General features: G+C 71.4%; 6 protein-coding genes. 4 read left to right on the top strand and 2 right to left on the bottom strand.

What is annotated here, in order from left to right:
- Positions 1–96: 96 nt before the first annotated feature.
- On the top strand, positions 97–897 hold the full coding sequence (locus ACF089_RS34820; protein WP_392035885.1) for an alpha/beta fold hydrolase: 801 nt from the start codon (positions 97–99) through the stop codon (positions 895–897).
- On the opposite strand, the gene ACF089_RS34815 is transcribed toward ACF089_RS34820, so the two are convergent.
- Complete coding sequence (locus tag ACF089_RS34815) at positions 875–2,143, bottom strand: sensor histidine kinase (protein ID WP_392035883.1); 1,269 nt, start codon at positions 2,141–2,143, stop codon at positions 875–877. The genes ACF089_RS34820 and ACF089_RS34815 overlap by 23 nt on opposite strands.
- Before the next feature lie 2 nt (positions 2,144–2,145).
- Positions 2,146–2,799 (bottom strand): response regulator transcription factor, encoded by a 654-nt coding sequence (locus tag ACF089_RS34810; protein WP_392035880.1) that lies wholly within the window; start codon positions 2,797–2,799, stop codon positions 2,146–2,148.
- 405 nt (positions 2,800–3,204) lie between these two features.
- Here ACF089_RS34810 and ACF089_RS34805 point away from each other — a divergent pair, with 405 nt between their 5' ends.
- The 3 genes from ACF089_RS34805 to ACF089_RS34795 all read left to right on the top strand — a co-directional run.
- Positions 3,205–3,429, top strand: a complete 225-nt coding sequence (locus ACF089_RS34805) for an MbtH family protein (RefSeq protein WP_392035877.1) — start codon at positions 3,205–3,207, stop codon at positions 3,427–3,429.
- Positions 3,430–3,528: 99 nt separating this feature from the next.
- Positions 3,529–5,595, top strand: coding sequence for an ABC transporter ATP-binding protein (locus ACF089_RS34800; protein ID WP_392035875.1), 2,067 nt, complete (start codon positions 3,529–3,531; stop codon positions 5,593–5,595).
- Positions 5,596–5,983: 388 nt separating this feature from the next.
- A partial coding sequence (locus ACF089_RS34795; protein ID WP_392035872.1) for an amino acid adenylation domain-containing protein occupies positions 5,984–23,583 on the top strand: 17,600 nt, incomplete at its 3' end.

The raw sequence follows: 23,583 nt of genomic DNA, 5'->3' as shown, positions 1-23,583 counted from the left end.
CCGGGCCCGCCGCCCCACCGGGCGACGGGCCCGGCCCTCCGGTGTCCAAGCGTGGGGACCGGACGGTTGGACGAAGAGAGACAAGGACACACGCCGATGCCGGTCGCCCGGATCAACGGAATCAGCCTCAGCCACGACATCCACGGGACCGGCGAGCCGGTCGTCATGGTCACCGGAACCGGAGCCCCCGGACGCGTCTGGCGGACCCACCAGGTCCCCGCGCTGCGCCGGGCGGGATACCAGGTGATCACCGTCGACAACCGCGGCATCCCGCCGACCGACGCCGGCCCCCGGGCCTTCACCCTCGCCGACATGGTCGCCGACGTCGCCGCCCTCATCGAACACCTCGGCCGGGGACCCAGCCGCGTCGTCGGCACCTCCATGGGCGCCATCATCGTCCAGGAACTCCTGGTCGCCCGGCCCGAACTCGTCAGCCAGGCCGTCCTGATGGCCACCAGCGGACGGACCGACGCCCTCCTCGCCGGCATGTCCGCCGGCGACATCGAACTCAGCGACAGCGGAGTCAAGATCCCGCCCCGCTACGCCGCCTACGTCCAGGCCCTCCAGAACCTCTCGCCCAGCACCCTCAACGACGAGGCCAAACTCCAGGACTGGCTGACCGTCCTCGAAATGTCCCCCGTCGACCTCACCTCCGTACGGGGCCAGCTCGGCCTGGACGTCATCCCCGACCGCCGCCCCGCCTACCGGAACATCGACCGCCCCTGCCTCGTCATCGGATTCAGCGACGACCTCGTCGTCCGGCCCCACCTCTCCCGCGAGGTCGCCGACAGCATCCCCGGCGCCGTCTACACCGAGATCGCCGACTGCGGACACTACGGCTACCTCGAACAGCCCAACGCCGTGAACGCCGCCATCACCGGCTTCTTCGCCCGCTGACCCGCTCCGCGGCCGGCCGGACCGGAACCGGCCGGTCGCCCGTCTCCGGAAACGTCACCAGAATCGTCAGCCCGCCCTCCGGCCGCGCCCGCGTGGTCACCGTCGCGTCATGGGCCTGGGCGATCGCCTGCACGATCGACAGACCGAGCCCCAGGCCCTCCGTACGCGCCACCCGCGTCGCGTCCAGCCGCTGGAACGGCTGAAACAGCCGGCCGATCTCGTCCGGCGGCACCACCGGACCGGTATTGGTCACCGTGAGCGTCGCCCGGCCGTCGACCGTCCCCGTGGTCACATCGACCCGGCCGCCCCGCGTGTTGTGCCGCAGAGCGTTGTCCACCAGATTCGTCACCAGCCGCTCCGCGAGATTCCGGTGCCCCGCCGCGGTCGCCGACGACAACGACGGCAGAAACACCACCGTCCGATGGCGCGCGTCCGCCTCCCGGGAATCGATCACCTCCTGCGTCAGCCGCGCCAGATCGAACGGCTCCCGCACATCGATGCCGCCCTGGCTCCGCGCCAGCGTCAGCAGCGCCTCGATCAGCCGCTCCTGCTGCGTACCCGTCACCAGGATCCGCTCGTGCGCGGCCCGCAGCGACTCCACCGTCGCGTCCGGATCCGCCAGCGCCACCTGCCCCAGAGCCCGCTGTCGTGCCAGCGGCGTACGCAACTCGTGCGACGCGTTCGCCACGAACCGCCGCTGCGCCTCGAACGAGGTCTCCAGCCGGCTCAGCAGCCGGTCGAAGGTGTCGCCCAGCTCCTTCAGCTCATCACCGGGGCCCTCCAGCGCCAGCCGCTGATGCAGACTCGTCGCCGAGATCGCCTGCGCCGCCGCCGTGATCGTCCGCAGCGGACGCAGTATCCGCCCGGCCACGATCCAGCCCAGCGCGATCGAGACCACCAGCATGATGGCGAGCGCGATCCCCGACTGCGTCAACAGCTCGCCCATCAGATGGTCCTTGCTGTCCACCGGGCTCGGCTGCGGGGTCACCTGCCCCGGCTGCCGGGTGGGCGCGGGCTCCGTCAGCCCGGGCAGCGGCTTCAGCGGATCGTCGCTCGGACCGAGCTTGTCCCGCCAGCTGTCCTTCACGCTGTTGTTGACCAGAATCAGCATGATCGCCAAAAGAGCCGCCCCGGAGACCAGGAACAGCGCCCCGTACAACAGGGTGAGCCGTAGCCGCACACTGCGCCGGGAACGTCCCGGGCGCAGCGGTCCGCCGGAGAGCCGGGCCGTCACAGACATGGTCATCCTCAGATCCGGTATCCGCGCTTGGCCACGGTCTCGATCACCGGAGGATCGCCGAGCTTGGCCCGCAGTCTGCTGATCGTGATCTTCACCGCGCTGGTGAACGGATCCGCCGCCTCGTCCCAGACCCGTTCGAGCAGCTCCTCCGCCGACACCGCCCGCCCCTTGGAAGCCAGCAGCAGCTCCAGCACCCCGAACTCCTTGGGCGCCAGATCCAGCGCACGGCCGCCCCGGCTCGCCGTGCGCCGCGCGGTGTCCACCATCAGATCCCCGTGCCGCACCACCGGCGGCACCAGCGGATGGGCGCGGCGCGCCAGCGCCCCGATCCGCGCGATCAGCACCGGGAAGTCGAACGGCTTCGCGAGATAGTCGTCGGCCCCCAGGCTCAGCCCGTCCACCAGATCCTCCGCCGTGGCCGCGGCCGTCAGCATGAGCACCCGGCTCCGGCACCCGGAGGCGATCAGCTCGGCACACACCTGATCACCGTGCATCCCCGGTAAGTCCCGGTCGAGGACGATCACGTCGTAGTCCGTGAAGAGCGCGTGCTCCAGACCCTCCTCGCCGTCGAACGTCACATCCACCGTCATCTGCGCCCGACGCAGCCCGACGGCCACCGTCTGCGCCATCTCCTCGTCGTCCTCCACCACCAGCACGCGCACCTGATCCCCCTCGATTCCCTAGCTCGATTCCTCAGCGCTCCGAACCCGCCGGCCGACGCGCCGGGGCTCCGCGGCCCCTGCCGCACAGCTGGACACCGCGACCGTCCCGGGAGACCTCTACCACACGGCCACGCCCGGAACACGAACTCCTTGACAAGTACCCCAAGGATCTTCCACCGGCGGTTTCCTCAGGGTTTCGTCCGGAGACCCGCCAAGCGCCCTCTGCCGCCCCGGCGCGCCGCCGGCACAGCCATTCCAATGAATTCATAAAAGAAATCTGTCAACAGCTGTCCAAGTGTCGGAAATTCATGGTTGGACACCATCGAAGACGACCAACATTGCTCGCCCACAGCCACCCCGCTAACGTGAAGCTCGTTCTGCCAACGGCAATTGATGGGAGTGGTTATGGCCAACCCGTTCGACGATGAAAACGGCACCTTCCTCGTCCTGGTGAACGAGGAAAACCAGCATTCGCTCTGGCCGGCCTTCGCCGACGTTCCCGCCGGCTGGAAGGTCGTGTTCGGCGAGGACACCCGCAAGGCCTGCCTCGAGTACATCAACGAGAGCTGGACCGACATGCGCCCGAAGAGCCTCATCGACGAGATGAACAAGGCCCAGGCCGCCGGCTAGCGAAGCCCTCCCGACATCGAAGACGAAACAGAGGAGGCAGCAGTGGCGCTAATCGGCGGCCCGGGGCCGATGATGGGCGGCCCCGGGCCGGACGGACCCATGTCCAAACGACAGGTCACCCCCGGCACGACCAAGCGAATTCTTCCGTACGCCCGGCCCTACCGGCTCAGCATCATCCTGCTCCTGGGCATCGCCGCACTCAACGCGACCATCACCGTCGCGACACCGGTGCTGTTCAAGTACCTCATTGACAACGGTATCGCCGTACGCAATACCGAAGTCGTCGTCTGGATCTCCGTGGCCGTCGCCGGACTGGCGCTCGCACACTCATTCGTCGGCTTCGCCGAGGCATGGCTCTCCGGACGCGTCGGCGAAGGGCTCATCTACGATCTGCGCACCAAGGTCTTCGACCACGTCCAGCGCCAGCCGCTGGCGTTCTTCACCCGCGCCCAGACCGGCGCGCTGGTCAGCCGGCTCAACAACGATGTCATCGGAGCACAGCAGGCGATCACCGCCCTGCTCTCCACCGTCGTCTCCGCCGGACTGACCGTGATCTTCGTCCTGGTCGCCATGTTCTATCTGTCCTGGACCGTCACCCTGGTCTCCCTGGTGCTGCTGCCGCTCTTCGTCCTGCCCGGCAGGGTCGTCGGCCGCCGCCTCCAGCGCGTGATGCGACAGCACATGGGAGTCAACGCGGAGATCGGCTCCCTGATGAACGAGCGCTTCAACGTCACCGGAGCCCTCCTGGCCAAGCTCTACGGCCGACCGGACAAGGAGACCGGCCTCTTCGCCAAGATGGCCGGCCGCGGCCGCGACCTCGGCGTCCAGACCGCGGTCTACATGAAGATGCTCCCCATCTCCATGCTGCTCCTCGGCTCCCTGGCCCTGGCGACCGTGTACGGACTGGGGGGCGCGCTCGTCATCCGCGACGCCTTCCAGATCGGCACTCTCGTCGCCCTGGCCACCTTGATGACCCGGCTGCTCACACCCGTCAACCAGCTCTCCAGCGCCCAGGCCGACGTCATGTCCGCCCTGGTCAGCTTCGACCGGCTGTTCGAGGTGCTCGACCTCAAGCCGCTCATCGCGGAGAAGCCCGGCGCGGTGCCCCTGCCGGCCCCCGGCGCCGGAAACGGAACGGCGCCCGACGTCGAATTCAGCGCAGTATCGTTCCGCTACCCGAAGGCCGCCGACGTCTCCCTCGCCTCCCTCGAATCCATCGCCCTGCCCACGCAGGAACGCACCGGAACCGAGTGGACCCTGCGCGATCTCAGCTTCACCGTCCCGGCCGGGAAGCTCACCGCCCTCGTCGGCCCCTCCGGCGCGGGCAAGACCACCATCACCCAGCTGGTGCCCCGGCTCTACGACGCGGTCGAGGGGACCGTCAGCATCGGCGGCCACGACGTACGCGACCTCACCCTGGAATCGCTGCGCACCTCCATCGGCATGGTCACCCAGGACGCGCACCTCTTCCACACCACGATCCGCGGGAATCTCGTCTACGCGAAGCCGGAGGCGACGGAGGAGGATCTCGTCGCCGCCTGCAAGGCCGCGCAGATCTGGCATCTGATCGAATCGCTGCCCGACGGACTCGACACCGTCGTCGGCGACCGCGGCTACCGGCTCTCCGGCGGCGAGAAGCAGCGCATCGCCATGGCGAGGCTGCTGCTGAAGGCTCCGCCGATCGTGGTCCTGGACGAGGCCACCGCGCACCTCGACTCGGAGTCCGAGGCCGCGCTCCAGCGCGCCCTCAAGACCGCGCTGGCCGGCCGCACCTCGCTGGTGATCGCGCACCGGCTCTCCACGATCCGGGAGGCCGACCAGATACTCGTCATCGACCAGGGCCGGGTCCAGGAGCGCGGCACCCACGAGGAGCTGCTCGAACGGGACGGGCTGTACGCGGAACTCCACCGGACCCAGTTCGCCGGGCAGGGCGCCTCGTCGGCCAACGGCGACGGCCCCGCGCCGCAGCGGATCCCGGAGCCCGTCGGACCGCACGGAGCCTTCCCCGGCGGACCGCCCCCGGGCCCGTACCCCGGAATGCCGGGGCCCGGAGCCCATCCGGGCGGACCCGGGCCCGGTTTCTTCCCGGGCGGGCCTCCTCCCGGCGGCCCCATGCCGGGCGGCCACGGCCCGATGCACGGCGGACCGCCCCCGCGCCACGGCTGACCGGCACGGACCGGACCGACCGCCTCCGGGCGGGACACGGGACCGGGCCGGCCGGACAGCGGGGCCTGCTGGGACAACGGACCGGTCGGTAGGCGAGCCCGTCGGACAACGGGCCGGTCGGACAGCCGTCCCGACGGACACAGACACGGACACGAACACGGACAACGGGCCCGACGGGCCGGCCGGAGCACCCCGGCCGGCCCTCGACCGGGCCGTGCGACCTGCCCGGCCGCCCGTCGCTCCGAGCCGTCCGGACTTCCGGGCCGTGCGCCGTCCCGGGCCGGACGGCTCCCGCCCGACCGCCGTGTGAGGCAGACGCACCACGGGCGGGCCACCCGCCCGCAGCACAGAGGGACATCCACCATCGAGTCAGTTGGGGACCGTAGGAATGCCTGATTCTCACCGCTCACCTCGCTCCGTCGCCCACCCGGACACGTTCCTCGATCTCTTTGCGGCGCGGGTCGGACGTGTGCCCGGGGTCACGGCTCTGCGGTGCGGTGCGGATGTTCTGTCGTACGCGGAGCTGGACGAGCGGTCGAACCGTTTGGCGCGGGTGCTGGTCGGCGCCGGTGTGGGTCGGGAGCGGGTGGTGGGTCTGTGCCTGCCGCGTGGGGTGGAGATGGTGGTGGCGCTGCTGGCGGTGTGGAAGGCGGGCGGTGCGTATGTGCCGCTGGATCCCGCCCACCCGGCGGAGCGGCTGGCGTACATGGTCGCCGACAGCGGCGCGGTGCTGGTGCTGGGCGCCGAAGGCGTTCGGCTCCCCGACGGTGACACGCCCGTTCTGCTGCTCGACCGGATCGAAGATCTGATGGGCGAGCACTCCGCGGAGCCGCTCGGCACGGTGACGAGCCAGGAGCAACTGGCGTATGTCATCTATACGTCGGGTTCGACGGGTCGGCCGAAGGGTGTGGCGGTCGCGCACGGTGGGGTGGCGAATCTGGCGTTGGCGATGCGTCCTGCGTTGGGTGTGGGTGAGGGGGTGGTGGCGCTTCAGTTCGCGTCGTTCAGTTTTGACGCGGCGGTGCTGGATGTGGTGGTGACGTTGGCGGCGGGTGGGACGTTGGCGATCGCGTCGAGTGGGGAGCGTACGGAGCCTGAGGCGTTGGCGGGGATGATCCGTGCGTCGGGGGTTGAGGTGGCGAGTGTCGTTCCCTCGCTTCTCGGTGTGTTGGATCCGGGCGCGGTGCCGGGGGTGCGGAATTGGGTGGTGGGTTCGGAGCGGGTGGGTGCGGGGTTGGCGAGTCGGTGGGTGGGGGGTGCGGGGGTGTGGAATGCGTACGGTCCGACCGAGGCGACGGTGATCGCGACGGTGGGGCGGGTGGACGGGGGGATTGGTGCGGGGGATGCGGCTCCGTCGATCGGTGGTGCGATCGGTGGGATGCGGGTGTGGGTGTTGGACGGGTTTTTGCGTCCGGTGCCGGTGGGTGTGGTGGGTGAGTTGTATATCGCGGGTGTGGGTGTGGCGCGGGGGTATGTGGGTCGGGCGGATTTGACGGCCGAGCGGTTTGTGGCGAGTCCGTTCGTGCCGGGTGTGCGGATGTATCGGTCGGGTGACTTGGTGGAGTGGTCGGGGGATGGCGGGTTGTTGTTCGTGGGGCGTGCGGATGAGCAGGTGAAGGTTCGTGGGTTCCGGGTGGAGCCGGGTGAGGTGGAGGCGGTTCTGGGGCTCGGTGGGGGTGTGGGTCAGGTCGCGGTGGTGGTGCGTGAGGATCGGCCGGGGGAGCGGCGGTTGGTGGCGTATGTGGTGCCGGCGGCCGGTGGGGTTGTGGATGTGGAGGGGTTGCGGGGGTTCGCGGGTGGGCGGTTGCCGGAGTACATGGTTCCGTCGGCGTTCGTGGTGCTGGACGCGTTGCCGTTGACGGTGAACAGCAAGCTGGACAAGGCGGCCCTGCCCGCCCCCGGCCGAAGCACGGGTGTGAGCCGTGCGCCCCGGACCCCGGTCGAGGGGACCCTCTGCGCACTCTTCGCCGAAGTGCTGGGCCTGGAGCGGGTCGGAGCCGACGAATCGTTCTTCGAACTCGGCGGCGACTCCATCCTCTCCATGATGGTCGTCTCCGGCGCCCGCCGCGCCGGCCTGGTGATCAGCACCCAGGCGGTCTTCGAACACCGCACCGTCGCCGGGCTCGCCGCCGTCGCCGCCCCGCTCGCCGCCGCGGCCCTCCCCGGAGAGACCGCCAACGGCACCGGCGCCCTGGCCCTCACCCCCGTGATGCGCGAACTCCTCGGCCGCTCCCGGCCCGACGGTCTCTCCGACGTCTACCAGTCGGCGCTGGTGGTGGCCCCCGCCGGGCTGGATCCGGCGATCCTCACCCGGGCGGTCGGGGTGCTGCTCGATCACCATGACGTGCTGCGGGCGCGGTTCACGGTCGAGCCCCGTCTGGAGCTGGTGGTTCCCGAGCCGGGCACGGTCGCGCCGGACTCCGTGGTCCGCCGGGTGGACGCGCGCGGCGGGGAGCTGCGGCGGATCGTGGCGGAGGAGACCCGGGCGGCCGTCGGCCGGCTGGACCCGCTCGCCGGGACGATGGTCCAGGTCGTCTGGTTCGACCTCGGCCCCGACACCCCCGGCCGGCTCCTGATCGCCGTCAACCACCTCGCCGTCGACGGCGTCTCATGGCGGATCCTCCTCGCGGACCTCGCCCAGGCCTGGACCGAACTGACCGCCGGACGCCCCGCCGCCCTCGCGCCGGTGCCGACCTCGTTCCGCCACTGGGCCGGCGAGCTGACCGCCCAGGCCGACAGCGCCGAACGGCTCGCGGAACTCCCGCGGTGGACGGAACTCCTCCGGGGCGCCGACCCGCTGCTGACCGCCGAGCCCCTCGACCCCGGCCAGGACCACTCCGCCACCGTCCGGCGGATATCCGTCCGGGTACCGTCCGAGGTGACGTCCGCGCTGCTCACCGCCGTACCCGCGGCCTTCCACGCCGGAATCGACGATGTGCTGCTGACCGGGCTCGCATCGGCCGTGGACGCCTGGCGCGAGCGGCCGTCCGGCGACGGCGGATTCCTGGTGGACGTGGAGAGCCACGGCCGGGTTCCGCTGACCGACGGCGTGGATCTGTCCCGTACGGTCGGCTGGTTCACCGGGATCCACCCCGTCCGGCTCGACATCGGCCCGGTGGACCCGTCCGAGGTGCGGTCCGGCGGTCCGGCGGCGGGCCGGGCGGTCAAGCGGATCAAGGAGCAGGTCAGGGCGGTGCCCGGCGACGGTCTGGGCCATGGCATCCTGCGCCGTCTCAACCCGGAGGTCGCGCCCGGACTCGCCGAACTGCCCACCGCCCAGATCGGCTTCAACTACCTCGGCCGGTTCTCCGGACGGGACGAGCCCTGGCAGCTGGCGGGGGAGTCCGCGCTCGGCGAAGGCAGCGACCCCGGGGCTTCGGTCATGCACCCGATCGAGGCCGAGGGCGTCGTACACGATCGCGAGAACGGCCCGGAACTCCTGCTCAGCGTGGCCTGGCCCGCCCGTCTGCTGGACGAGGCGTCCGCGCGGGCCCTGGTCGAGGGCTGGGCGGCGATGCTGACCGGACTCGCCGCCCACGCCTCCGAAACCGGCGCGGGCGGCCGCACCCCCTCGGACTTCCCGCTGGTCGCGCTCGACCAGCAGCAGATCGAGGAGCTGGAGACCGAGGCCCCCGAGCTGACCGACATCCTGCCCGTCACCCCCCTCCAGGAAGGTCTGCTCTTCCACGCCCTCTTCGACGACGCGGGCCGTGACGTCTATGTCGAGCAGCTGGTCCTCACCCTGGAGGGCCCGCTCGACCCGGCCGTGCTCCGCGCGTCCTGGGCAGCGCTTCTCGACCGGCACGCGAGCCTGCGGGCCGGCTTCCGCTACCCCGCCGGAGCCGACCGGCCCGTACAGGTGATCTCGGAGAGCGTCGCCCTCCCCTGGCGCGAGGAGGACCTCTCGGACCTCGACCCGGACACCGCGCGGAGCGAAGCGGAATTCCTGGAGAACACGGAGCGGCACCGCCGGTTCGACCTCGCCGAGCCGCCGCTCGTCCGGATCCTCCTGCTCGGACTGGGCGAGGACCGGTACCGGCTGGCGGTCACCCTGCACCATGTCGTCCTCGACGGCTGGTCCCTGCCGATCCTGGTGCGCGAACTGTGGTCCGCGTACGAGGCCGGAGGCCGCGTCGACGCGCTGCCCGCCGTGACGCCGTACCGGGAACACCTCGCCTGGCTGGCCCGCCAGGACAAGGAGGCCGCGCGGACCGCCTGGCGGAAGGCGCTCGCCGGGCTGGACGAACCCACACTCGTCGCATCCCCCGAGCAGACCGCCGAGTCCGCCCTCACCGGCACCGTGATCATCGAACCGAGCGCGGAACTGGCCACCGCCGTACGCGATGTGGCCCGTACGCGCGGGGTGACGCTGAACACCGTGGTGCAGGCAGCGTGGGCCCTGGTCGTCGGCCAGCTCGCGGGCCGGGCCGACGTGGTGTTCGGAGCGACGGTCGCGGGCCGGCCGGCGGAGCTGCCGGGCATGGAGTCGATGCTCGGACTCTTCATCAACACCGTGCCGGTACGCGTACGGCTCGACCCGGCGCAGACGGTCGCCGGGCTGCTCGCCGAGCTTCAGGCCGAACAGTCCGCCCTGCTCGACCACCAGCATCTCGGGCTCACCGAGATCCAGCGGCTCGCGGGCGCCGGCGCGGCCTTCGACACCCTCATGGCCTTCGAGAACTACCGCGCGTCCGAGAACACGCCCCCCGCGCCGCTGACGCTCACCGGAACCGAGGTCCGTGAGTCGACCACCTACCCCCTGGCGCTCGATGTCAGCCCGGTCGGCGAATTCCGCCTCCGGCTCGACCACCAGCTCGCCGCCTTCGACACGGAGGCCGCGTCCGCGCTGCTCGACCGCCTGGTACGGGTCCTCGCCCAGTTCGCCGCCGACCCGGCCGTACGCCTCGGCCGGATCGCCGTGCTGAGCGACGCCGAGCGATCGCGCGTCGTGTCCGAGTGGAACGACACCGCCGCCCCGGTCGACGCGGGCACCTTCCTGGACCTCTTCGCGGACCGGATCGAGCGCGGGCCCGAGATCCCGGCCGTCCGCTGTGGTGCGGATGTTCTGTCGTACGGGGAGCTGGACGAGCGGTCGAACCGTTTGGCGCGGGTGCTGGTCGGCGCCGGTGTGGGTCGGGAGTGTGTGGTGGGTCTGTGCCTGCCGCGTGGGGTGGAGATGGTGGTGGCGCTGCTGGCGGTGTGGAAGGCGGGTGGTGCGTATGTGCCGCTGGATCCCGCGCACCCGGCGGAGCGGCTGGCGTACATGGTCGCCGACAGCGGCGCGGTGCTGGTGCTCGCCACGGCCGAGACCGAGCCCTCCGGTTTTGACGCGCCCGTCCTGCGGCTGGAGGACATCGAGGACGCTTCCGCCGAACCCCTCGGCACGACGGTGTCCGCGCACCAGCTGGCGTATGTCATCTATACGTCGGGTTCGACGGGTCGGCCGAAGGGTGTGGCGGTCGCGCACGGTGGGGTGGCGAATCTGGCGTTGGCGATGCGTCCTGCGTTGGGTGTGGGTGAGGGGGTGGTGGCGCTTCAGTTCGCGTCGTTCAGTTTTGACGCGGCGGTGCTGGATGTGGTGGTGACGTTGGCGGCGGGTGGGACGTTGGCGATCGCGTCGAGTGGGGAGCGTACGGAGCCCGAGGCGTTGGCGGGGATGATCCGTGCGTCGGGGGTTGAGGTGGCGAGTGTGGTGCCGTCGTTGCTGGGTGTGTTGGATCCGGGGTTGGTTTCCGGGGTGCGGAATTGGGTGGTGGGTTCGGAGCGGGTGGGTGCGGGGTTGGCGAGTCGGTGGGTGGGGGGTGCGGGGGTGTGGAATGCGTACGGTCCGACCGAGGCGACGGTGATCGCGACGGTGGGGCGGGTGGACGGGGGGATTGGTGCGGGGGATGCGGCTCCGTCGATCGGTGGTGCGATCGGTGGGATGCGGGTGTGGGTGTTGGACGGGTTTTTGCGTCCGGTGCCGGTGGGTGTGGTGGGTGAGTTGTATATCGCGGGTGTGGGTGTGGCGCGGGGGTATGTGGGTCGGGCGGATTTGACGGCTGAGCGGTTTGTGGCGAGTCCGTTCGTGCCGGGTGTGCGGATGTATCGGTCGGGTGACTTGGTGGAGTGGTCGGGTGATGGCGGGTTGTTGTTCGTGGGGCGTGCGGATGAGCAGGTGAAGGTTCGTGGGTTCCGGGTGGAGCCGGGTGAGGTGGAGGCGGTTCTGGGGCTTGGCGGGGGTGTGGGTCAGGTCGCGGTGGTGGTGCGTGAGGATCGGCCGGGGGAGCGGCGGTTAGTGGCGTATGTGGTGCCGGCGGCCGGTGGGGTTGTGGATGTGGAGGGGTTGCGGGGGTTCGCGGGTGGGCGGTTGCCGGAGTACATGGTTCCGTCGGCGTTCGTGGTGCTGGACGCGTTGCCGTTGACGGTGAACAGCAAGCTGGACAAGGCGGCCCTGCCCGCCCCCGGCCGAAGCACGGGTGTGAGCCGTGCGCCCCGGACCCCGGTCGAGGAGACCCTCTGCGCACTCTTCGCCGAAGTCCTCGGAGTGGATCAGGTGAGCGTCGAAGACTCCTTCTTCGAACTCGGCGGCGACTCCATCCTCTCCATGCTCCTGGTCTCCGGCGCGCGCCGCGCGGGCCTCGCCGTCTCCGCCCGTGAAGTGTTCGAGCACCGGACCCCGGCGAGCCTCGCCACCGTGGCCACCGCCGACGACCCCGGAGCGGGAGCCGGCGGAGAATCCGGCGTCGGACAGGTGCCGCTCACCCCGGTCATGCGCGAACTGATCGACCGGGTCGGCGCCGACACCGTGGGCCAGATCCATCAGTCGGCGCTGGTGGTGGCCCCCGCCGGGCTGGATCCGGCGATCCTCACCCGGGCGGTCGGGGTGCTGCTCGATCACCATGACGTGCTGCGGGCTCGGTTCACGGTCGAGCCCCGTCAGGAGCTGGTGGTCCCCGAGCCGGGCACGGTCGCGCCGGACTCCGTGGTCCGCCGGGTGGACGCGCGCGGCGGGGAGCTGCGGCGGATCGTGGCGGAGGAGACCCGGGCGGCCGTCGGCCGGCTGGACCCGCTCGCCGGGACGATGGTCCAGGTCGTCTGGTTCGACCTCGGCCCCGACACCCCCGGCCGGCTCCTGATCGCCGTCAACCACCTCGCCGTCGACGCGGTCTCCCTCCGCGTCCTCCTCCCCGACCTCGCGGCCGTCTGCACCGCGCTCTCCGAAGGCCGCGCCCCCGAGCCGCAGACCGTGCCCACCTCCTTCCGGCACTGGGCACGCGCGCTCGCCGCCCAGGCCGACAGCGCCGAACGGCTGGCGGAACTCCCGCGGTGGACGGAACTCCTCCGGGGCGCCGACCCGCTGCTGACCGCCGAGCCGCTGGACCCGAGCAGGGATCTGGACGCCACCGTCCGGCGCGTCTCGGTGAACCTGTCCGCCGAGGTGACGTCCGCGCTGCTCACCGCCGTACCCGCGGCCTTCCACACGGGAGCCGAGCAGGTGCTGCTGACCGGGCTCGCGGCGGCGGTCACCGAGTGGCGGGGCGAGCGCTCCGCCGCCGGGGACGGGTTCCTGGTGGATGTGGAGGGCCACGGCCGGGTTCCGCTGACCGACGGCGTGGATCTGTCCCGTACGGTCGGCTGGTTCACCGGGATCCACCCCGTCCGGCTCGGCCTGGGCCCGATCGATCCGTCCGGGGTGCGGTCCGGCGGTCCGGCGGCGGGCCGGGCGGTCAAGCGGATCAAGGAGCAGGTCAGGGCGGTGCCCGGCGACGGTCTGGGCCATGGCATCCTGCGCCGTCTCAACCCGGGGACCGCGCCCGGACTCGCCGAACTGCCCACCGCCCAGATCGGCTTCAACTACCTCGGCCGGTTCTCCGCGCCCCCGGTGGAGACCGGGGCGACAGCCTGGTCCCCGGCGGCCGAAGGCGGCCCGGTCGGCGGCGTCGGCGGCGCGTTCCCCGTGTCGCACGCCCTCGAAGCCGAGGGAGAGATCCATGAGTCCGCCGACGGGCCCCGGCTCACGCTGACCCTCGTCCGTCCCGAACGGCTCCTGGACGAGACGTCCGCGCGCGCCCTGGTCGAGGGCTGGGCGGCGATGCTGACCGGACTCGCCGCCCACGCCTCCGAAACCGGCGCGGGCGGCCGCACCCCCTCGGACTTCCCGCTGGTCGCGCTCGGCCAGGAACAGATCGAGGAGCTGGAGACCGAGGTCCCCGAGCTGACCGACATCCTGCCCGTCACCCCCCTCCAGGAGGGATTCCTCTTCCACGCGACCTTCGACGAGCGCGAGACCGACATCTATGTCGAGCAGTTCGACCTCGGACTCGAAGGACCCTTGGACAGCGCGACCCTGCGCGCGTCCTGGGAGGCCGTGGTGGCGCGCCACGACAGTCTGCGGGCCGGCTTCCGGCAGCTGCCGGGCGTGGACCGGCCGGTCCAGGTGATCGCCCGCGAGGTGACCCTGCCATGGCGCGAGGAGGATCTCTCGGCGCTGGACGAGGCCGGGGCGGCCGCCGGGGCCGAACGCCTCGGGATCGAGGAGCGGTCCCGCCGATTCGATCTGGCGAGGCCGCCGCTGCTGCGGATCCTCCTGGTGAAGACGGGCCCCGACCGCCACCGACTGCTGATCACACTGCACCACATCGTCCTCGACGGCTGGTCCCTGCCGATCCTGATGTCGGACCTGTGGGCGGCGTACGAAGCCGGGGGCACCACCCGCGAGCTGCCCCCGGCGACCCCGTACCGGGGCTATCTGCGCTGGCTGGCCCGCCAGGACAGGGAAGAGGCGCGGGAGGCCTGGCGACAGACCCTCATCGGCGCGGACGAACCGACCCGGGTCGCCCCGGCCGAGACGGCCGTCGTCGCGTCGGCCCCCTTCGGCCGGGTCTCCGCCCGGGCCGGCGCGGAACTCACCCACGCGCTGCGCGACCTGGCCCGCACCCGGGGGCTCACCCTCAACACGGTCGTCCAGACCGCCTGGGCCCGCGTCGTCGGCCAGCTCGCGGGCCGCGCCGACGTGGTGTTCGGAGCGACGGTCGCGGGCCGGCCCGCCGAACTGCCGGGCATGGAGTCGATGCTCGGACTCTTCATCAACACCGTGCCGGTACGCGTACGGCTCGACCCGGCGCAGACGGTCGCCGGGCTGCTCGCCGAGCTTCAGGCCGAACAGTCCGCCCTGCTCGACCACCAGTACCTGGGCCTCACCGAGATCCAGCGGCTCGCCGGACCCGGCGCGGCCTTCGACACCCTCATGGCCTTCGAGAACTACCCGGGCGACCCGGACGCCCAGCCCCCCACGGAAGGGCTGACCCTCACCGACTCCACCGCCCGTGAGTCGACCAACTTCCCCCTGATCATGATCGTGAACCCGGCCGACGACGAGATCACCTTCCGGCTGGAGCATCTGCTCAGCGCCTTCGACGGGCCGACCGCCCACTCCCTCGCCCGGCGCGTCGTGTCGGTGCTGGAACAGATGGCCGCTGCCCCGGACGCCCCGCTCAGCCGGATCGAGGTGCTGGAGACGGCCGAACGCGCCCTCGTGGTCGACCGGTGGAACGCCACCGACCGCCCGGTCCCTGCGCCCACCCTGGTCGCGCTGTTCGAGGCCCAGGCACGCCGTACGCCCGACGCCGTCGCGGTCGTCGGGACCGGCCCCGACCCCACCTGGTCGTACGCGGAACTCGACCGGATCGCGGACCGCGTCGCCCGCGGACTGGGCGCCAGGGGCGTACGCCGCGGCGATCTCGTCGGCGTCGTCATGGAGCGCTCCGCCGACCTGGTGGCGGTGCTGCTGGGCGTCGCCAAGGCCGGAGCCGGCTTCGTACCGGTGGATCCGTCGTGGCCCGGGGCGCGCACCCGGATCGTCCTCGAACATGTCGCGCTGACCGTGACCGAGGACGCGCCGGGCGAGCGGACGGTTTCGGCGGAGGAGCTGCTGAGCGGCCCCGACGGAGCGTCCGGCGTCACCGTGGGCGGCGACGATGTGGCGTATGTGATGTACACGTCCGGCTCAACGGGCGTGCCGAAGGGAGCCGCGATCCCGCACTCGGCGGTGGCGGCCCTGGTGTCGGACTCCTGCTGGAGCGAGGCGGCGCGGGACCGGGTGCTCGTCCACTCGCCGCACACCTTCGACGCCTCGACCTACGAACTCTGGGTGCCGCTCGTCAGCGGCGGCCGGATCGTGATCGCCCCGCCGGGACGGGTGGACGCGGCGACGCTCGCCGGGCTCGTCGGCGCACACGGCCTCACCGCCGTCTATATGTCCGCCGGACTCTTCGGCGTCACCGCCGACGACTCCCCGGAGGCGCTGACCGGGCTCTCCGAGGTGCTGATCGGCGGCGACGTGATACCCGCCGGAGCGATCGCGAAGGCCCAGGCGGCCTCGCCCGGCCTGGCGTTCGTGAATGTGTACGGGCCGACCGAGACCACGGTCATCGCCACCACCTACACCGTGGCCCCCGGCGACCCCTCCCCGGCGGTCGTCCCGATCGGGCGGCTGCGGGACAACACCCGCATGTATGTGCTCGACGAGTTCCTCCAGCCGGTCCCGGTCGGCGTCGACGGCGAGCTGTACATCGCCGGAGCCGGTCTCGCCCGGGGCTACGCCGGCCGGCCGGGACTGACGTCCGAGCGGTTCGTCGCCTGCCCCTTCGGCGGCCGGATGTACCGTACGGGCGATCTGGCCCGCTGGACCGACGACGGTCAGCTGATGTTCGCGGGCCGCGCGGACTCCCAGGCCAAGATCCGCGGCTTCCGGGTGGAGCCCGGCGAGACCGAGGCCGTGCTCGCCGCCCACGACCGGGTCGGCCAGGCCGCGGTGATCGTCCGCGAGGACCGCCCGGGAGAGAAGCGCCTGGTCGGCTATGTCGTCCCCACGACCGCCGCCACCGCCGATCTGAGCGGGGAACTGCGGGCGTTCGCCGCCGACCGGCTGCCCGAGTTCCTGGTCCCGGCCGCCGTCGTCGTCCTCGACGCCCTCCCCATCACCGTCAACGGAAAGCTGGACCGGGCCGCGCTGCCCGCGCCCGAGTTCGACGGGACGGCCGGCGGCCGGGGCCCCGCGACCCCGGCGGAGGAGGTGCTCTGCGGTCTCTTCGCCGAGGTGCTCGGCCTGGACCGGGTGGGCGCCGAGACCTCCTTCTTCGACCTCGGCGGCGACTCCCTCCTCGCCATGCGCCTCATCGCGCGCGTCCGCGCCGTGCTCGACACGGACATCAGCATCCGGGAACTGTTCTCCGCCGCCACTGTGGCCGCCCTCGCCGAACTGATCCACGGCGCGGACGGCCCATCCGGCGCCGACGGCGAAACCCGTACCGCCCCCACGCCCCGGGAGCGGCCGGAGGTGCTGCCGCTGTCGTACGCCCAGCAGCGGATGTGGTTCCTGAACCGGCTGGAGGAGACCGACTCCGGAGCCGACGCGACCTACAACCTGCCGCTCGCGCTGCGGATGTCGGGCGAGCTGGACATCGCCGCGCTGGAGGCGGCGCTCGGCGATGTGGCCGACCGGCACGAGAGCCTGCGGACCGTCTTCCCGGAGACCGACGGCCTCCCCCGGCAGGAGATTCTGCGCGGTGCGGCCGGCCGGCCGCGGCTGGAGGTCGTGGAGTCCGCCGGGGCCGGTGTGGAGGAGACGCTCGCCGCCCACTCGGCCCAGGGCTTCGACGTCAGCGCCGATCTGCCCTGGCGGGTGCGGCTGCTGAGGACCGCCCCCTCGGAGAACGCGCTGCTGATCGTCGCGCACCACATCGCGGTGGACGGCTGGTCGATGGGCGTACTGGCCCGTGATCTCGGCGTGGCGTACGCGGCTCGGCGCGAAGGGCGGGCCCCGGGCTGGGAACCGCTGCCGGTGCAGTACGCCGACTACGCGCTCTGGCAGCGCGAACTGCTCGGCGAGCCGGACGACGCGCAGAGCCCGATCAGCACACAGCTGCGCTTCTGGCGGGAAGCGCTGCGAGGGGCGCCGGAGGAACTCCCGCTGCCGAGCGACCGGCCGCGCCCTCCGGCGTCCTCCTTCCACGGCCGTTCCGAGCCGGTGCGCGTGAACGCCCGGATCCACGCCGGGCTCGCGGAGGTCGCCGGACGCGAACAGGCGACCTTGTTCATGGTCGTGCACGCCGCGCTGGCCGTGCTGCTGTCCCGGATGGGCGCCGGGGACGACATCCCGATCGGCACCGCGACGGCGGGCCGCGGACACGCGGAGCTGGACGATCTGGCCGGGCTCTTCGTCAACACCGTGGTGCTCCGCTCGGACCTCGGCGGCGACCCGCCCTTCAGCGAACTGCTCGGCCGGGTGCGCGACGCCGATCTCTCCGCCTACGCCCACCAGGACGTCCCCTTCGAACGCCTGGTGGAGGCGGTGAACCCGGCCCGCTCACTCTCCCGGAACCCCCTCTTCCAGGTGATGCTCGCCCTGGAGACCCGCACCTGGGCGCGCTGGGACCTGCCAGGACTCGCCGTCGACCGGATCGAGTTCGCCGCGGACGCCGCCCGCTTCGATCTCTCGGTGGACCTCGTCGAGGAGCGGGACGCGGACGGGGCTCCGGCCGGTATCGGCGGCGGGATTCTGTACGCGACGGATCTGTTCGACGCGGCGACGGTGGAGGGTCTTGCGGTTCGTCTGGGTCGGGTGCTGGAGCAGGTCGCCGCGGATCCGGATGTCCGGCTGAGTGAGATCGCGGTGCTGGACGAGGCCGAGCGCGCTCAGGTGGTGTCGGAGTGGAACGACACGGCCTCGCCGGTGGCGGCGGGCACCTTCCTGGAGCTGTTCGCGGACCGGGTCGAGCACGGGCCCGAGACCCTGGCCGTGCGGTGCGGCGCGGATGTTCTGTCGTACGGGGAGCTGGACGGACGCGCGAACCGGCTGGCCCGCTATCTGACCGCTGTCGGCGTGGGCCGGGAGCGGGTGGTGGGTCTGTGCCTGCCGCGCGGGGTGGACATGGTGGTGGCGCTGCTGGCGGTGTGGAAGGCCGGCGGGGCGTACGTACCACTCGATCCCGAGTACCCGGCGGACCGTCTCGCGTACATGGTCGCCGACAGCGGCGCGTCGGTCGTCCTGGGCACGGGCCGGACACTGGCCGGCGGCACGGTCGCCGCCACCGCCCGGACCGTACTGCTGGACGAGATCGAGGCGGAACTCGTCGCTGAGTCCGCCGAGCCGCTCGACACCGTGGTGGGCGCGGAGCAGCTGGCCTACGTCATCTATACGTCGGGTTCGACGGGCCGGCCGAAGGGGGTGGCGGTCGCGCACGGCGGCGTGGCGAACCTCGCGCTGGCGATGCGACCGGCTCTGGGTGTGGGCGAGGGTGTGGTGGCGCTTCAGTTCGCGTCGTTCAGCTTCGACGCGGCGGTGCTGGATGTGGTGGTGACGCTCGCCGCGGGCGGAGTGCTGGCGGTCGCGTCGAGTGAGGAGCGGACGGAGCCCGAGGCGCTGGCGGAGATGATCCGCACGTCCGGGGTCGAGGTCGCGAGCGTGGTGCCGTCCCTTCTCGGTGTGCTGGATCCGTCGTCGGTGCCGGGGGTGCGGAACTGGGTTCTGGGCGCCGAGCGGTTGAACGCCGATCTGGCGAGCCGGTGGCTGGCGGGTTCCCGGGTGTGGAACACGTACGGTCCGACCGAGGCCACGGTCATCACCACGGCTGTTCCGCTCGATCCGGGGATGTCGGCGCAGGATCAGCCTCCGGCGATCGGCAGTCCGATCGGCAACGCGAAGGTGTTCGTCCTGGACGGGTTTTTGCGTCCGGTGCCGGTGGGTGTGACGGGTGAGCTGTATGTGGCCGGTGACGGTCTGGCGCGTGGCTATGCGGGTCGGGCGGATCTGACGGCTGAGCGGTTTGTGGCGAGTCCGTTCGGCGGGCGGATGTACCGCTCTGGTGACCTGGCGCGTTGGTCGGCTGATGGTCAGCTGTGGTTCGCGGGTCGGGCGGACGAGCAGGTGAAGATCCGCGGCTTCCGGGTGGAGCCCGGCGAGGTCGAGTCCGTTCTCGCCGCGCACGAGAGCGTGGGACAGATCGCGGTGATCGTCCGCGAGGACCGGCCGGGTGACAAGAAGCTGGTTGCCTATGCCGTACCTGCGATCGGTCGAGAAGTCGACATACCGGCACTGCGCGAGTACGCGGGTGAACGGCTCCCGGAGTACATGGTCCCGGCCGCCGTCCTCGTACTCGACGCCCTGCCGCTGACTGTCAACGGCAAGCTGGACAAGGCCGCGCTGCCCGCTCCGGAGTCCGGCGGTGAGAGGGCCGGGCGGGCTGCGGAGACGCCGGTGGAGGCCACGCTGTGTGCGCTGTTCGCCGAGGTGCTGGGGCTGGAGGAGGTGAGTGCCGACGGCTCGTTCTTCGAGCTGGGCGGCGACTCGATCATGTCGATGCTGCTGGTGTCGAGCGCCCGCAAGGCCGGGCTCGTCATCACCGCCCGTCAGATCTTCGAGCACAGGACCCCGGCGAGTCTGGCCGCTGTCGCCGTCGCCGTCCCGAACGGCCCCGGTCGAAGCGGTGACATCGGAGTGGGCGACGTCCCACTGACCCCGGTCATGCGCGAACTCCTCGGGCGGGCCGAGCCGGGCACAGCTGTTCAGTCGACCTTGACCGTGACCCCGGCGGGTCTGGACTTCGAGCTGCTCACCGCGGCCGTCCAGGCGCTGGCCGACCGGCACGACATGCTCCGGGCCCGGCTCGTGGACGGGCGGGAGCCGGCGCTCGTCGTCCCCGACACGGCGACCGCCGCCCCCTGGGTGCGACGGGTCGGGGCGACGGCGAGCGATCTGCGGCGACTCATCCGCGACGAGACACGGGCGGCCGCCGACCGCATCGACCCGCGGGCCGGGGCGATGGTCCAGGCGGTCTGGTTCGATCTCGGCCCCGATGCGCCGGGCCGGCTGCTGATGGTCGTGGATCATCTGGTGGTCGACGGCGTCTCGTGGCGGGTGCTGCTGCCCGATCTCGCCCAGTCGTACGAGGCCCTGGCCGCCGGTCGCGAAGCCGCGCTGGATCCCGTACCGACGTCGTTCCGGCACTGGGCCCGTGAGCTGGTCGAACAGGCCGGGAGCGAAGAGCGGCTGGCGGAGCTGCCGAAGTGGGCGGATCTCCTGGAGGGTTCCGAGCCGCTGATCGTCGGGGCCGAGCCCCTCCCCGCTCCTGCGGAATCCACCGCACCGCGCCAGATCTCCGTGAAGATCCCCACGGGGACGACCGCCCTGCTGCTCACCCGAGTGCCGACCGCCTTCCACGCGGGAGTGGACCAGGTGCTGCTGACAGGGCTGGCGGCGGCCGTCGCCGACTGGCGGCGTCTCAAGGCTTCGGCGGGCGGCTTCCTGGTCGACGTCGAGGGACACGGACGCACACCTCTCGCCGAGAGCGATGATCTGTCGCGGACGGTGGGCTGGTTCACGAGCAGTCATCCGGTGCGGCTGGACGTCGGCTCGGCGGATCTGTCCGAGGTGCGGGCCGGTGGTCCGGCCGCCGGGCGGGTGCTGAAGCGGGTCAAGGAGCAGATGCGGGCGGTGCCCGGCGACGGTCTGGGCTACGGCATGCTCCGTCATCTCAACCCGGAGACGGCGCCCGGACTGGCCGAGCTGCCGACCGCGCAGATCGGCTTCAACTACCTCGGCCGGTTCGCGGCCGCGGAGGCGACGACCGACCGGGGGTCGACGAGCGGCTGGCCGTTGGCCGACGAGAACGAAGCGAGCGCGGACGCTCCCCTCGCGCATGCGCTGGAAGCCCTCGGTGTCGTCCACGATCTGCCGGAGGGGCCCGAGCTGACGCTGACCCTGCTGTGGCCGGAGGCGTTGGTCGACGAGGCGTCCGTGCGGTCGCTGGTGGAGGGCTGGGCGGCGATGCTGGCCGGTCTGGTGACGCATGCCTCGGTGGCGGGGAGCGGTGGTCATACGCCGTCCGACTTCCCGCTCGTCGCGCTGGACCAGGCGCGGATCGAGGAGCTGGAGGCAGAGGTTCCGCAGCTGGTGGACATCCTGCCCGTCTCGCCGCTTCAGGAAGGGCTTCTGTTCCACGCGCTCTTCGACGAGCAGGGCACGGATGTCTATGTCGAGCAGTTGGATCTCGGGCTGGACGGGCCGGTGAATCCGGCGGTGCTGCGGGCTTCGTGGCAGGCGCTGCTGGATCGGCACGCGAGTCTGCGGGCGGGGTTCCGGCAGTTGTCGGGGGTGGATGAGCCGGTGCAGGTGGTCGCCCGCGAGGTGGTGCTGCCGTGGCGGGAGGAGGATCTCTCCGGGCTGGCGGAGGGGGAGCGTGCGGCTGCGGCGGAGCGGCTGGGAATCGAGGAGCGCTCGCGCCGGTTCGATCTGGCCGCGCCGCCGCTGGTGCGGATTCTGCTGGTCAGGATGGGTCCTGACCAGTACCGGATGATGATCACGCTGCATCACATCGTGCTGGACGGCTGGTCGCTGCCGATTCTGACGCAGGAGCTGTGGACGGCGTACGAGGCCGGCGGCAGCACGACCGCGCTCCCGGCGGTCACCCCGTACCGCGACTATCTGGAATGGCTCACCCGCCAGGACAAAGAAGCCGCGCGCGAGGCGTGGCGGGAGGCGCTGGCGGGCGCGGACGAGCCCACGATCATCGCGCCCTCGGCCGATCGGGACGAGATCCCGGCCGAGTCCCATGAACGATTCGCCTTGGTCGACACCGCCCTGAACGACGCTCTCACCGAGTTGGCCCGGGAGCATGGGGTCACCATGAATACGGTGGTGCAGGCGGCGTGGGCGTTGTTGGTGGGGACGTTGACGGGCCGTCGTGATGTGGTGTTCGGGGCGAGTGTGGCGGGTCGTCCGGCGGAGTTGCCGGGGATGGAGTCGATGCTCGGGCTGTTCATCAATACGGTGCCGGTGCGGGTGCGGCTGGATCCGGGGCAGACGGTGGCGGGGCTGTTGTCCGGGCTTCAGGCGGAGCAGTCGGCGTTGCTGGACCATCAGTTCCTGAGCCTGAGCGAGGTGCAGCGGCTGGCGGGCGCCGGGGCGTCCTTCGACACGATCATGGCCTTCGAGAACTTCCCCTCCGGGGCCCAGGGCCGGCTTTCCGGGCCCTCGGCCCTGAGGGTGGTGGACTCCGGCATTCGAGAGTCGATCAGCTATCCGCTGGGTTTGGTGGCGGGGTCGATCGGTGGTCTGGGTATGCGGTTGAACTATCGGCCGGATGTGTTCGGGGCTGATGAGGCGCAGGGTGTGCTGGATCGGTTGCTGTTGTTGTTGGGGCGGATGGCGGCGGATCCGGATGCTCTGCTGGGCCGGATTGATGTGTTGGGTGAGGCTGAGCGGTCGTTGGTGGTGGAGCGGTGGAATGACACGGATGGTGTGGTTCCGGGTTCGTCGTTGGTGGAGTTGGTGGGGGCTCAGGTGGTTCGTTCGCCGGACGCGGTGGCGGTGGTCGCGGCTGATGGTGGTGTGGAGTGGTCGTATGCGGAGTTGGGTCGGGTGTCGGATCGTGTGGCGTGTGGTCTGATCGCGCGGGGTGTGGGGCGTGGGGATCGTGTGGGTGTGGTGATGGAGCGGTCGGTGGAGTTGGTGGGGGTGTTGTTGGGGATCGCGAAGTCGGGTGCGGGGTTTGTGCCGGTGGACGGGTCGTGGCCGGCGGCGCGGGTTGGGGGTGTGTTGGGTGATGTGGCTGTGGTGGTGGCGGATGGGGAGGTTTCGGGGGTTTCGGTGCCGGTGGTTTCGGTGGGGGAGTTGTTGGCGGGTCCTGATGGGGTGCCGTCGGTTGTGGTGGGTGGTTCGGATGTGGCGTATGTGATGTTCACGTCGGGTTCGACGGGTGTGCCGAAGGGTGTGGTGGTGTCGCATTCGGCGGTGGCGGCGTTGGTGTCGGACGGGTGCTGGAGTGAGGCGGCGCGGGGTCGGGTGTTGTTCCATGCTCCGTTCGCGTTCGATGCGTCGGTGTTCGAGTTGTGGGTGCCGTTGGTTCATGGTGGTCGGGTGGTGGTGGCTGGGCCTGGTCGGGTGGACGGGGTGGTTCTGGCGGGTTTGGTGGGGGTGCATGGTTTGACGGCGGTGCATGTGACGGC

Origin of the sequence: Streptomyces sp. NPDC014894 (genome assembly GCF_043080985.1) — a bacterium.
Taxonomy (GTDB): Bacteria; Actinomycetota; Actinomycetes; order Streptomycetales; family Streptomycetaceae; genus Streptomyces.
This window is presented reverse-complemented; position numbering and strand designations above follow the sequence as displayed.

Coding starts and splice junctions, on each gene's coding strand:
- ACF089_RS34805 (WP_392035877.1), top strand. CDS start 3,205: ATGGCCAACCCGTTCGACGATGAAAACGGCACCTTCCTCGTCCTGGTG.
- ACF089_RS34820 (WP_392035885.1), top strand. CDS start 97: ATGCCGGTCGCCCGGATCAACGGAATCAGCCTCAGCCACGACATCCAC.
- ACF089_RS34800 (WP_392035875.1), top strand. CDS start 3,529: ATGTCCAAACGACAGGTCACCCCCGGCACGACCAAGCGAATTCTTCCG.
- ACF089_RS34815 (WP_392035883.1), bottom strand. CDS start 2,143: ATGACCATGTCTGTGACGGCCCGGCTCTCCGGCGGACCGCTGCGCCCG.